Below are 12,050 nucleotides of genomic sequence, written 5' to 3'. Positions count from 1 at the left end.
ATTAATAAAAATAAAAAAACCAACTGATTGGGAAAGACCAGAAAAAGTAATTTATAAAACTTTTTGTTCAAAAACAGGACTCATTAAAAATTCATATTGTAAAGGCGGAAGAGTGGATCTCTTTATTTTAGGAAAAAATATTCCAATTTGTTCTTATCATAGAGAATATAAAGTTTATGTGTGTAAAGAAAATGAAAATCTTCTTGCTCCTAAAGATACATTAGAAAATGAAAAAGTTTTAAAAATTTTTTATGACCCAGATGATATTCCTAAAAATTATTGTACAAGCATCAAGGGTGGATTTACTGAAATAAAAATTTTAGTTCCTCAAAAAATCTATTTAGGAAATGTTGTTGATATTGAAATAAAAACAGATTTTAAAATTGGTGATACTCTTGAAATCGATATAAATGGAGAGAAAACTTTTATAAACTCTCCACCTTTAAAATATATGTGGTATCCAGAAAAAAGTGGTAACTATTATATTTCAGTTTATCTTTGGGGAAAAGATGGGACTCTTAAAGGGAGTAGTGGAGTTAAAGTTTCTGTTTTATTAGAAATAAAAACAACATCTATTCAAATAGAACCTGAAAAGCCAAAAGCAAATGAATTAATTCTTTTCACATTAGATTCTCCTCCTCAAGAAGCATTTTCAGTTATAGTTTTTGTTGATGGATTAATGAAAGAAGTGTTAACTGAAAAACCGTTTATATTTAAATATAAAGAAAAGAAAATTGGAAAACACAAAATAACTTTTCAAGTTTTTAATATCTATGGTGTAAAATTAGGCACTTTTGAAAAGGATTTTTATGTTTATTAATAGGAGTCTTCCTCTTGTGGTTTATAATTTTTTCTCTCTATATACATTATTAAGTTTATAAGATCCGCAGGTGTAACACCTGTTATTTCTTTTGCATCTTTTAGAGTTTTTGGTTTATAATAAGAAAGTCTTTCAATCGCCTGTTTTGAAAGATTTGGAACAAGATTATAATTTATATCCTCTGGAATTTTAATTTTTTCATATTTTTTTAATTCTTCAATCTCTCTCTGTTGTCTTTTAATATATCCAAAATATTTTGCCTCAATCATTACCTCAAAAATTATCTCATCTGAAAAATTATTTACTTCAGGAAAAATTTTTTTAAGTTTTTCAATGGTAAAAGATGGCCTTTTCATAAGATCAAAAAGAGAATATGGGGTATTTATTGTGTCTTCTTCTATTGATCTCAAAAGTTCATTGTTTTCAATTGATGGAGTGATCTTTTTGTTAATTAAAATATTTAATAAAGTGTTTATTTTTTCTTTCTTCTCCAAAACTTTTTTATATCTTTCATTACTAATTAATCCAACCTCATATCCAATTGGAGTCAATCTTAAATCTGCATTATCTTGCCTCAAAAGAATTCTATATTCAACATGTGAGGGTGTAATTCTATAGGGCTCTTCAATTCCCTTATGAATCAGATCATCTATCATAACTCCAATATAAGACTCTTCTCTCTTTAAAATAAGAAGAGGTTTCCCCTGTGCAAAAAGAGCGGCATTTATTCCAGCAATAATACCTTGCCCTGCTGCTTCATCATATCCAGTTGTTCCATTAATTTGACCTGCTAAAAAAAGATTTTCAAATTTTTTTGTTTGAAGAGTTGGTAAAAGTTCTTTTGGATCAACAAGATCATATGCAATTGCATATCCTGGTCTTATAACTTTCACATTTTCAAAACCTGGTAGAGTTTTTAAAATTTCAATTTGGTACTCATATGGAACACTCATATACATTCCCTGGACATATGTTTCGTTTGTATTAAAACCTTCTCTTTCCAAAAAAAATGTATGTTCTGTTCTATCTGGAAACCATCTCACTTTTTCCTCTATTGATGGACAAGTTCTTGGACCAACCTTAACCATAAGACCCAATACAGATGGAGCAAAATTTAAATATTTCCTTGTAACTTCAATTGTTTTCTCATTAGTTTTTCCTTTATAAGAAGGAAGTTGATTTTCCCAAACTTTAGGTTTTGTTTCAAAAGAAAAAGAGAGGGGAATTTTTTCCCCCTCATCAATTTCTAATTTTTTAAGATCTATTGAATTTAAATCAACTCTTGGGGTTGTTCCAGTATTGAATCTTTTAATTGAAAACCCTAATTTTCTTAAAGATTCTGCTAAACCAATGGAGGGAAGTTCACCCCATCTTCCAGCCTCAATCATTTCTTTTCCAATGTGAACTATACCTCTAAGAAAAGTTCCTGGTGTTAAAACTACTGCTTTTCCATAATATACTTCTCCAGTTTTTGTAATAACTCCTTTTACTTTATCACCCTCTAAAATTATCTCTTCAACAAGACCTTGTCTTAAAAATAAATTTTTTTCATTTTCAAGAACTTTTCTCATCTCCTCTCTATAGCGAGATTTATCTATTTGAACTCTTAATGACCAAACAGACGGACCTTTTGTTGTATTGAGGAGTTTTATTTGTGTAAGGGCTCTTTCTGCATTTTTTGCAATTTCTCCTCCAAGAGCATCAACCTCTCTAACAACTTGTGCTTTACCTACACCTCCAATTGCTGGATTACATGGAGGGTGTGCTATAAATTCAATGGTAATTGTTAATAAAAGTGTTTTAGCACCTAATCTTGCAGAAGATAGTGCTGCTTCACAACCTGCATGACCTCCACCAACTACAATTACGTCAAAACTCTCCATAGGAATTAAATTATAACATATTATAATTTAATTTATGAATAAAAAATTCTCTCTTTTTATTTTACTTTTTATAGGAGTTATAACAATTTCCTTTTCATCAATTTTAATTAGGATGTCTAAATCAACACCTATTGTTATTTCAACTTATAGAATGGGATTAAGTACAATTTTTTTACTTCCCTTATTTGTTTTTAATAGAAAAAAAGTTGTGAAAGGAGAGAAAGTTTTTTTTGTTCTTTCTGGCATATTTCTTGCTTTACATTTTTATACATGGATCACTTCTTTAAGATTTACAACAATAATGAGTTCGACAGTTCTTGTAACAACAAATCCTATTTTTGTATCAATTCTATCTTATCTATTGTTTAAAAAAAGATTAAAAATAAAAACCTTTTTAGCAATTATTCTCTGTTTATTAGGAATTTTACTTATGTCTTATGGTGGAAAATTTTCTACAAATGTAAAAGGAAATTCTCTTGCTTTACTTGGTGCAATTTTTGCTTCTCTTTACATTACCACTAATTACTTTTTAAGAAAAAAATATGATTTAATTAACATTGTATTTAGAGTTTATTCAATAAGTTTTATAGTTTTACTTATTATTTCTTTTGTATTAAAAGAAAATTTAATATTTTTACCAAAAAGGGAATACTTTCTTTTGATATTAATAGCGATTTTTCCTCAAGTTATAGGTCATTCAATTTTTAATTATGCATTAAAGTTTCTTTCGCCTGTATTTATAAGTTTAACTATTCTTGGAGAACCTATTGGAGCAACACTTCTTGGAGTAATTTTTTTTAAAGAGATCCCAAAATGCTTAGAGTTTTTGGGTGGACTACTTATAATTACTGCTATATTAATTGCAGATAAAGAGTAAATTTTAAATTTTTATATTTTTTTATATTATATAGAAATTATGAAAAGATCTTTTTCAATAAATTTGTCTCTTTTTATTGTTTTATTGATTTGGGCAAACTCTTATGTAATGATTAAAATTGCAACAAAAGAACTAACCCCTCTTTCAATAGTGGCTTCTCGTTTTTTAATTATCTTTCCATTTTTATTTTTATTTCCCTCTCTTTACAAAATTAAAAATTTAAAAAAAGAGGATATTTTAAAAATATTGATTCTTTCCTTTTTAAATGTTCCAGGTTATCATCTGTCAATTAATAAGGCAGAAACTCTTATAAATGCATCAACTGCCTCACTTATTTCAGGTCTAAATCCAATTTTAACAACATTTTTCTCATCTATTTTCTTAAAAGAGAAAGTTACATTTAAAAAAGGTTTTGGTCTATTTATTTCTTTTTCAGGTGTAATTATTCTAACTTATGGAATATCGTATGGATTTAAAATAGAGAATTTTGTTGGTGCATTTTTTAGTCTCCTTTCTGTGTTATCATGGGTTACCTCAACAATAATCTCAAAACCTCTTTTTAAGAAATACGACCCACTTGATACAACAATATGGATTATTTTTATTGGAACTCTTATGATTTTTCCATTTATAAGAGAATCAAATATTACAGAAATATTAAATATGAGTAAAATTACTCTATTTGCAATTTTTTATCTTGGTTTTCTTGCAATTCTTTTTGGGTATATCTTTTGGTATAAAGGTTTAAAATATAAAGAAGCATCAGTTGCAAGTTCTTTTATTTATTTAAATCCAATAATTGGTACAATAAGTGGTTTAGTTTTCTTAAAAGAAAAGTTGTCAACTCTTTCTTTAATTGGTGGACTTTTTATAATTCTTGGGCTTTTCCTTGTTAATCCTCTAAAGATGGAGAAAGATTAAATATTTTTGAGAAAAGTTCCAATTCTTCTGTATAATCTCCTGGAACAAAAATGTGGTGATTTCCTAAAGGCCTTTTTAGAAAGTAATCAGATTTTATATTAACTTTAATTTTAATCTGTGTCCTACACATATAATTTTCTCTTAAATTATCAATTATTTTTGCTCTTGAAAAGAAAATTTTATCTAACCTCTCTCCACCTATTCTAACTAATGTTCCAACCTCTTTATTAAAAAATCCTTTAACTCCAACACCCTTACCAGTTTCAAAATGTGTAGTAAGTAAATAAGAATTAACTAGTGAAATTGGGACAGTACAATGAGCCAAAACAATGTCAGATGTTTTTTCTCCCTCCCTTTCAATAGATGCGATATTAGCCATAAAAGGTGACTTTCCTGATAGTTTGTTCATAATATACATTGTTATAGTTGATGGAATGTCTCCTTCACACCCTGAAATAATATTTTCACTTGTTAGAAGAGACAAAGCAAGGCAACCAGTTGTATCAAGGGGTTTTATTATTCTAAAACACTCTACACTTATAGCATCAAAGTTGTTCTTTATTGCAGTATCTTTTACTATTTTATAAAATTTTATTGCCTTTTTAAGATCACTTTCATTTATATCTTTTAATTCGATTGCTTTTCTTTTTATATTTTTAACTATCTCTTCAACTTCATGATTTATCTCTTCATTTTTATATCTTTCAATAATTTCCTCAATTGGATAAGTTACTACTTCAATTCCAAATCTTTCTTTTACATATTTAAAATCTGGAGTTGAAGAAATTAACCAATAACTTGGATTTCCTATTAAACCAATTTTTTTACCATTAATTTTTTCTTTAATGGAGAGTGTATTAAGAATTCGTAATAAATCCTTTTTTTCACTTTTTTTATCCCATAAAAAAACTTTTCCCTCCCCTTTTAAATACGCAATTATTTCCATTGTTGCAGGAAGGGAGTTGTTAAATCTATTTGCAATAAAAATATATGGAGGTTTTATTTTTTTGTGTAGATCAAGAAATTTTTTTTCGCTTCCACCAGTTACAACAATAAATATGTTAAAATCATAAACTTCATTTTCATTAAACTCTTCTGATAAAAAATTTTTTTTCTCTAAAAACGACTTTACCTCATTTAAAAATTTTACCTCCAAGGGTCTTCTTGATTCATCTGAACTTATTGGAATAAGTCCAATTTTCATCTATTACCTCCTATTATTAAATTTTTTAAAAAACTTTTTCTGTGACAATTTGATATGCCACATATTTTTATTTTTTCATAATGAGATTGTGTTCCGTATCCTTTATTTATATCAAATTCATAATCTTTATAAATAGTGCCTATTTTTCTCATTATTTTATCTCTTATTACTTTAGCAACAATTGATGCAGCGCTTATTAAAGGAATCCTATTATCTCCATCAATAATAGATATTATTTTATAATTTTCTAAAAAGGGAGTATTGCCATCAATTAATATTAAAAAATCATTGGTAAGTATTTTCTCACCAAAATAAAGAGAGTAATCATTAAAAATTTCATAATGTGAAAAGAAGTTTTCATCAAAAAGAATAGATTCTTTATTTAAAATAAAATTTATAGAAAGTTCAATACCTCTTTTTAAAGATTCTACAATGCCATTTTTATCTATAAAACTAGGATTTATAATTCCTATGCCAAAAGAGAGATTTTCATTTAAAAAGTATTTAAAAATTTTTTCTCTTTTTTCTTCAGTTAATATTTTTGAATCTTTTACAAACTCGGGAATTTTTTTATTATTTAAAAAAGACGCAACAACTAGTGGTCCTGCCAATGCTCCTCTTCCAGCTTCGTCAATTCCAATAATTAATTTTTCACCACTTAACATTATTTAAATTTTTAATGTGGTTTATTGGCCAAAAAACAAAATCTGCTCTTCCATCAATCGATTTTATATCAATTGGACCAAATTCTCTTGAATCAAGCGAATTTCCCCTATTATCTCCCATAACAAAGATAGTTCCTTCTGGAATTTTGAGAGGTCCTAAATTACCTGGTGTAGTATTTTTTATATAACTTTCATTAAGTTTTTTCCCATTTATATAGACATAACCATCTTTAATCTCAATTATCTCTCCTGGAAGCCCTATGACTCTTTTTATATAATCTTTATCACCATAGGGTGGCTTGAAAATTACTATTTCACCTCTTTTGGGTTCTCTGAATCTGTATATAAATTTATTAACCATTATTAAATCATTCTCATATAAAGTTGGATTCATAGATGACATTTGAACTCTGTATGGCTCATAAATAAATGTCCTTATGGTAAATGCTAAAGCAAAAGCAATTAAAAATGTTAAAATCCAACTTATTATCTCTTTTAAAACTCTATTCATAAATTAACTTACATTTTCCTCACTGTTTGTTGTTTCTTCTTGAATTTCTTCGCCTATAACTTCTTCAAAAATTTTCTTTGTTTTAATTTTTTCTTTAACTCTTGCTTTTTTACCTTTTAATTCTCTAAGATAATACAATTTGGCTCTTCTTACATCTCCAAATCTTACAACCTCAATTTTTTCTATTGATGGAGAGTGAAGTGGAAAAATTTTTTCAACACCAACACCAAAAGAAACCTTTCTTACTGTAAATGTTTCTCTAGTGCCTCCGCCTTTTCTTGCAATACATATTCCTTCAAAAACTTGGATTCTTTCTTTTCCTCCTTCTTTTATTTTTATATAAACCCTTAATGTATCACCTGGTTTAAATTGAGGTATATCATTTCTTAAAAAACTATTCTCAACAAGTTTAATCTCTCTCATCTCATTCCTCCTTGAGTTTCTTTAACTTAAGACAATCTTTTATATAATATCACACTTTTTAAAAGTTGACAATTTTTTATTTTGAATTAATATAAATAAAGATTGACATGAATCTTTTATTGTTGAATCATACTAAATGTTTCTTTAAAAAAGAAGATAAAGAAATTAATGGAGAAATTTTAAATCTTTCACTTCCTGCAGTTGGTGAAAACTTATTACAAACTGTATTTTCATTCGTTGACATGGCCTTTGTTGGAAGACTTGGTGCACTATCTCTTGCTGGTGTTGGATTAGCAAACCAACTCATATTTGTTTTCCTTGCCATTATGATCGCAATAAATATTGGTGTAAATGTTCTTGTTGCTCAAAATTATGGTGCAGGGAAAATTGAAAAGACAAAAGAGATTGTGTGGCAAGGAATATACTTTTCTCTTTTTTTATCTATTTTATTTTTTATTTTTGGAATTTTGTTTTCATATAATGTTTTTTATCTTTTCAGCGGTGAAGTTGCTTTAAAAAAAGTTGCTGGTGATTACTTTTTTTACATAATAACTCCATCAATTGTTTTTGTTACACCTCTTATTTTTGGGGCAATATTTAGGGGAATTGGAGACACAAAAACTCCTTTTTATTTGTCTCTTATCTCTAACTCAATTAATATTTTCCTAGATTATGTATTAATATTTGGTAAATTTGGATTTCCAGCAATGGGAGTTAAAGGTGCCGCAATTGCAACTTCAATTTCAAAAGGAATTGCTCTTTTAATATATTTATTTTTAATTTTTAATAAAAAAAGACCCTTTTTTATTGAATTTAAATTATCTAAATTAAATTTTGAAATAATTAAAAATATGTTTAAAATAGGATTTCCTGCCTCTCTTGAAAGATTTATGTTCTCTTTTGGAAATTTATTCTTTGGAAATATAGTTTTAGGTATTGGAACAGAGGCATTTGCAGCGCATAGAATTGCAATAAATATAGAATCTTTATCTTTTAATACAGGCTTTGGTTTTACACATGCAACAACAACTCTCGTTGGTAAGGCTATTGGAAGAGATGATGAAGACCTTGCAAAAAGATACACATATAACTCATTAAAAATAACACTTTTAATTATGAGTTCAGTTGGTGTAATTTTGTTCTTTTTTCCAGATCTATTTATTAGAATTTTTACAGATGATAAAACTGTTATTAATTATGCAAGAATTGCAGTTAAAATAATTTCAATTGCACAACCATTTTTTGCTATGGTTTTAATTTTTATGGGAGGATTAAGGGGTGGTGGAAACACCTCTTCTCCATTCTGGGCTACAACATTTGGAATGTATTTAATTAGGATTCCATTTGCATATATTCTAGTAAAACTTTTCTATCTTGGAATGTTTGGCGCATGGATTGCAATGGCAGGTGATATTATTTTTAAGGGTATTTATTTATATATTATTTTTTCTAAAAGAGCAAATTTCAGAAGGTATGTTTTTGATTAATAGGAGGATATTATGAACAAAGAATATATTATTGAAAAACTTAAAGAAGTAAAAGATCCAGAAATCAATAAAAGTGTAGTTGAATTGAATATGATTAGAAATTTAGAATTTCAAGATAAAAAAATTTCGCTTGACCTTTTTTTAACAATTCCTAATTGTCCGCTTAAAGATAAACTTAAAGAAAGTATTGAAAATAAACTTAAAGAAATTGGTTTTGAAGAGATAAATATCAATTTAAAAATAATGGAAAAAGAAGAACTTGAAAATTTAAAAATAAATTTAAATATTCCTTTTAAAAAAAGAAAGGGTGAAATTAAAAAAATTGTTGCAATTGCATCTGGTAAAGGAGGAGTTGGAAAATCAACTGTTACAACAAATCTTGCTGTTACTCTCTCAAAAATGAAATTTAAAGTTGGAGTTCTTGATGCAGATATAAATGGACCAAATATTCCTCTTATGTTTGGGATAGATGAGAAACCTGGGATTTTGAATGGAAAAATTCTACCAATTGAAAAATATGGTGTAAAAGTTATTTCAATAGGATTTTTTATGGAAAATGATAATTCTCCAGTTTTATGGCGTGGCCCACTTATATCTAAAGCAATTGAAGAGTTATTTGAAGATGTTTTATGGGAAAATTTAGATTTTCTTTTAATAGATCTTCCTCCAGGAACAGGTGATGAAACTTTAACAGTTGGCCAATCTTTATCTTTAGATGGTGTCCTTATTGTTACTACACCACAGGATGTATCTATTCTTGATGCAACAAGATCTGCAATAGCATTCAATAAATTAAATGTTCCAATTATTGGTGTTATTGAAAACATGAGTTATTTTATCTGTCCAGATACAGGTAAAAAATATGAAATATTTGGAAGTGGCGGTGGTGAAAAGATGAGCAAAATTTTAAAAGCCCCACTTTTGGGGAAAGTTCCAATAGAAATAAATTTAAGAAAAGGTGGAGACACTGGTTTTCCAATTGTTGTTTCAGAGCCCGATTCAGCATCTTCAAAAGAATTTTATAAAATAACAGAATTAATTCTTAAAATTTTAAATGTATCAGTATCCTAAAAGTTTAAATAAATTAATTGAAATTTTATCTCACCTACCAGGAATTGGGCCAAAAAGTGCAGAAAGAATTGCACTTTTTTTGCTCAGAACAAAAGATGAGTTTATTGAAGAATTAATTTTAGGTATTAAAAACCTTAAAAAAAATGTAAAAACATGTAAAGTCTGTTTTAATTTAACAGAAAATGATGACACTTGTTCAATTTGTAAAGATAACACTAGGGATAAGTTCACTATCCTTGTTGTTGAAGATGTTAAAGATTTAATTAGAATTGAGTCATTAGGTTATTATAAGGGTGTTTACCATGTTCTTGGGGGACATATCTCAACTTCACAAGGTCTTGGAATAGAACATTTAACTATTGATTCATTAGAAGAAAGGGTTAAAAGTGGAGAAGTGAAGGAGATAATTTTTGCATTATCTCCTCAATGGGAAGGAGATATCACAAAAGAGTATATCAAAAAAATTCTTAAAAAATATAATATTAAAATTTCATCACTTGCAAGGGGAATATCAGGTGCAACTTATTTTGAATCAATAGATGATTCATCTTTAATACAAGCATTAATTGATAGAAAAGAAGAAAAATAACTTTATTAAGAAATTTTAAACGATTAAATATCAAAAAAGTGCTTCTTATGTGTTTTAATCTGATTGTTGAAAATAAAAATAAATTTTTATATACTAATAAAGCAATTTTATTACTTGTGGAAAACTTACAAAAATTTTCAGAAATTTTAAAAAAAGTTTTCCACAAGTAACTGTGGAAAATGTGGAAAAGATATGAAAGGAATTTGGGAAAAAACTCTTGGAATAATAAAAGATTATCTATCTAAACCATCTTTTGAAACGTGGTTTAAGACAACTGAGGTAATTGAAGAAGGGGATGAAAAATTAAAAATTGGAGTAATATCTGAATTTGCGAAAGATTGGCTAAGAAGCAACTATCTGTCTTTAATAAAAGAAGTTTTAAGAGCTGTTGCTGGAAAGGATATTGAAGTTGAGTTTGTTGTTATAAAAAAAGATGAGGAGAGGGAAGAGCTTAAGATAGAACAAAAGAACTCTTTTGGTTTAAATGAGAACTACACATTTGAAAATTTTGTTGTAGGAGAAAGCAATAAACTTGCTCATGCTGCAAGTTTAGCAGTTGCAAAAAATCCAGGAAGATCATATAATCCACTTTTTATATATGGTGGTGTCGGGCTTGGAAAAACTCATCTAATCCAAGCAATTGGACATTACATTATTAAAACAAAACCAGCCCTTAAAGTTGTTTATATAACTAGTGAAGTCTTTACAAATGAAGTAATTAATTCAATTCAAAAAAATAAAATGAATGAATTTCACGAAAAATATAGAAATATAGATTGTCTTTTAATAGATGATATACAATTTCTTGCTGGAAAAGAGAGAACTCAAGAGGAATTTTTCCACACATTTAACACTTTACACAATAATTATAAACAGATTGTAATAACAAGCGATAGAATACCAAAAGAGATCCCTACGCTTGAAGATAGATTGAGAAGTAGATTTGAATGGGGTCTTATGGTTGATATTGCACCACCTGATTTTGAAACAAGAGTTGCAATACTTAAAAAGAAAGCAGAAAAAGAAAAAATTTTTGTTCCAGATGAAGTTTTTAATTTTATTGCTGAAAAAATTACAAGTAATATAAGAGAATTAGAGGGTGCACTTATAAGAATTCTTGCACATGCTTCATTAAGTAATCAAGAAATAACACTTGATTATGCAAAAAAAATTCTTTCTGGTATTTATGATAAAGTAAAAAAAATTGATTTAAGCCCAGATAAAATAAAATCAACTGTCGCTGATTATTTCTCTCTTTCGGTTAAAGATCTTGAAGGTGAAAGAAGGTCTCAAGATTATGTTGTCCCAAGACAGATTGCAATGTATCTTATTAGAGAATTAACAAACTACTCCCTTCCACAAATTGGTGAAATTTTTGGAGGAAGAGATCACTCGACAGTTCTTCATTCAATTGAAAAAATTAAAAAAGAATTAAAAAAAGATGAAAATTTAAGAGCATGTATTGAAGATTTAAAGAGGTTGTTAATAGGTGAGTGAAAAAATGTTTATAATTTTTTCTATACTAATAAATGTTTTATTTATTTTTCAACTTTTCAACAGTTTATATTATTAATTCTAAATTAAATTTAAAAATTAGAA

General features: G+C 27.5%; 12 protein-coding genes. 7 read left to right on the top strand and 5 right to left on the bottom strand.

Features of this window, described 5'->3' with window-relative positions:
* On the top strand, positions 1-820 hold an 820-nt coding region (locus tag QMD25_01550), incomplete at its 5' end, for a hypothetical protein (GenBank protein MDI6860688.1).
* Here the strand turns inward: QMD25_01550 and mnmG are convergent.
* On the bottom strand, positions 817-2,703 hold the full coding sequence (gene mnmG, locus QMD25_01545; protein ID MDI6860687.1) for a tRNA uridine-5-carboxymethylaminomethyl(34) synthesis enzyme MnmG: 1,887 nt from the start codon (positions 2,701-2,703) through the stop codon (positions 817-819). The genes QMD25_01550 and mnmG overlap by 4 nt on opposite strands.
* A 34-nt stretch (positions 2,704-2,737) precedes the next feature.
* On the opposite strand from mnmG, the gene QMD25_01540 reads away from it, so the two are divergent.
* Together QMD25_01540 and QMD25_01535 are read left to right on the top strand one after the other, a co-directional pair.
* Complete coding sequence (locus QMD25_01540; GenBank protein ID MDI6860686.1) at positions 2,738-3,580, top strand: EamA family transporter; 843 nt, start codon at positions 2,738-2,740, stop codon at positions 3,578-3,580.
* A 39-nt stretch (positions 3,581-3,619) separates the two neighbouring features.
* A complete protein-coding gene (locus QMD25_01535) occupies positions 3,620-4,501 on the top strand; it encodes a DMT family transporter (GenBank protein MDI6860685.1) in 882 nt (293 codons plus the stop codon).
* On the opposite strand, the gene QMD25_01530 is transcribed toward QMD25_01535, so the two are convergent.
* Genes QMD25_01530 through rplS form a run of 4 tightly spaced genes read right to left on the bottom strand, consistent with a single transcriptional unit; the run spans position 4,473 to position 7,304 of the window.
* Positions 4,473-5,705 carry a hypothetical protein gene (locus QMD25_01530; GenBank protein ID MDI6860684.1) on the bottom strand — a complete coding sequence of 411 codons (1,233 nt, stop codon included), beginning with the start codon at positions 5,703-5,705 and terminating at the stop codon, positions 4,473-4,475. The two genes, QMD25_01535 and QMD25_01530, sit on opposite strands and share 29 nt — an antisense overlap.
* Positions 5,702-6,370, bottom strand: a complete 669-nt coding sequence (locus QMD25_01525) for a ribonuclease HII (GenBank protein ID MDI6860683.1) — start codon at positions 6,368-6,370, stop codon at positions 5,702-5,704. The genes QMD25_01530 and QMD25_01525 overlap by 4 nt, the downstream gene beginning before the upstream one ends.
* Positions 6,357-6,881 (bottom strand): signal peptidase I, encoded by a 525-nt coding sequence (gene lepB / locus QMD25_01520; GenBank protein ID MDI6860682.1) that lies wholly within the window; start codon positions 6,879-6,881, stop codon positions 6,357-6,359. The genes QMD25_01525 and lepB overlap by 14 nt, the downstream gene beginning before the upstream one ends.
* Before the next feature lie 3 nt (positions 6,882-6,884).
* Positions 6,885-7,304 (bottom strand): 50S ribosomal protein L19, encoded by a 420-nt coding sequence (gene rplS / locus QMD25_01515; GenBank protein ID MDI6860681.1) that lies wholly within the window; start codon positions 7,302-7,304, stop codon positions 6,885-6,887.
* A 107-nt stretch (positions 7,305-7,411) separates the two neighbouring features.
* Between rplS and QMD25_01510 the strand changes: the two genes are divergently transcribed.
* From QMD25_01510 to dnaA, 4 genes are all read left to right on the top strand, one after another.
* Positions 7,412-8,791, top strand: a complete 1,380-nt coding sequence (locus tag QMD25_01510) for an MATE family efflux transporter (GenBank protein ID MDI6860680.1) — start codon at positions 7,412-7,414, stop codon at positions 8,789-8,791.
* Positions 8,792-8,803: 12 nt separating this feature from the next.
* A complete protein-coding gene (locus QMD25_01505; GenBank protein MDI6860679.1) occupies positions 8,804-9,862 on the top strand; it encodes an Mrp/NBP35 family ATP-binding protein in 1,059 nt (352 codons plus the stop codon).
* Positions 9,846-10,451 (top strand): recombination mediator RecR, encoded by a 606-nt coding sequence (gene recR, locus QMD25_01500; GenBank protein ID MDI6860678.1) that lies wholly within the window; start codon positions 9,846-9,848, stop codon positions 10,449-10,451. The genes QMD25_01505 and recR overlap by 17 nt, the downstream gene beginning before the upstream one ends.
* Before the next feature lie 192 nt (positions 10,452-10,643).
* Positions 10,644-11,948: a chromosomal replication initiator protein DnaA gene (gene dnaA, locus QMD25_01495; protein MDI6860677.1), complete on the top strand. Its 1,305-nt coding sequence runs from the start codon at positions 10,644-10,646 to the stop codon at positions 11,946-11,948.
* Positions 11,949-12,050: the final 102 nt, after the last annotated feature.

It is taken from the genome of Caldisericia bacterium (assembly GCA_030018355.1).
Classification (GTDB): domain Bacteria; phylum Caldisericota; class Caldisericia; order B22-G15; family B22-G15; genus JAAYUH01.
This window is presented reverse-complemented; position numbering and strand designations above follow the sequence as displayed.